Source organism: Moorena sp. SIO4A1, from assembly GCF_010672065.1.
In the GTDB taxonomy this organism is placed as follows: Bacteria; Cyanobacteriota; Cyanobacteriia; order Cyanobacteriales; family Coleofasciculaceae; genus Moorena.
The window spans coordinates 1-1,133 of the sequence record NZ_JAAHHX010000961.1 but is presented as its reverse complement, the minus strand read 5'-3'; the positions used below and the strand labels follow the sequence as shown (position 1 = coordinate 1,133).

The following is a 1,133-nucleotide window of genomic DNA, read 5'->3' as shown; positions in this document are numbered from 1 at the left end:
TCCATCATGGATAGATTGCTAGCACCTGCGGGTCTGAAATTGGGGATACTCAGATGTCTAAAAGCAGGCATCAATCCGGAATTCCCGGAGCAAGGCACGCCCCAAGGTGGTGTGGTCAGCCCACTCCTAGCCAACGTAGCACTCAACGGAATAGAAGAGGTAAACCCCAGAAACAGATGCATAAGATATGCAGATGATATGGTCATAATCCTCAAGCCAAGAGATAAAGCTGACAAAGTGCTAGAGAAAATTAAAACATTCCTAGCAGAACGAGGGATGGAAATCAGCGAAGAAAAGACCAAGATAACCAAAACGACAGACGGATTCGACTTCCTTGGCTGGCACATGCGAGTCAAGAAAAACGGAAAATTCCATTGTATTCCCTCAGTGGAAAATCATAGGAATATACGCAAGAAGATTAAAGCCGTGGTCAATAGCTCGAATTATGGAGCGGAAGTTAAGGCCAAAAAGTTAGCACCAATAGTACGTGGATGGAGGAATTACCACAAAAGCTGTGATATGAGCAGTTCCCGAGATAGCTTATGGTATATGGCAAAAACTGCAAACCGAAAATTCCGAAAGGAAAAGAAAGTAAACCGGTATAAAGCCAACGAACTATGCAAGAAAGCCTTTCCAGCTATAGGGTATGAACAAAATCAACACGTAAATGTCAAAAGGACTAAGTCCCCATATGACGGAGACTTAGTTTACTGGAGTAAAAGAAACTCCCAGATGTATGACAATGCTACCTCAAAAGCCTTAAGCGACCAAAACCATTCCTGTGGATATTGTGGGATGAGATTCATTGATGAAGAACGAGTTCACCTCCACCACATCGATGGAAATCACGGCAACTGGAAGAAAGACAACCTTATGGCTGTCCATCAAAGTTGCCACCAGCAATTACATTGGAGTCAAAAAGATACTTAGGAGCCGTGTGAGGCGAAAGTTTCACGCACGGTTCTGGAGCGGAGGTGCTCCCCGTAATAGGGGACATCGACCGTAATAACCTTAACCAGGCTAACCTTTGCAAAGCTAAGCTCCGCTCTGCTAACCTCTACAAGGCTAACCTGATCGAGGCTAACCTCAGCGGCGCTAACCTAATTGAGACTAACCTCTACAAGTCTGACCTT

At 44.7% G+C, this 1,133-nt stretch carries 2 protein-coding genes; both read left to right on the top strand.

What is annotated here, in order from left to right:
* Positions 1-930: reverse transcriptase domain-containing protein (locus F6K53_RS44460; protein ID WP_293087329.1), on the top strand; the 930-nt coding region annotated here is incomplete at its 5' end.
* A gap of 44 nt (positions 931-974) precedes the next feature.
* A partial coding sequence (locus F6K53_RS44455; protein WP_293087331.1) for a pentapeptide repeat-containing protein occupies positions 975-1,133 on the top strand: 159 nt, incomplete at its 3' end.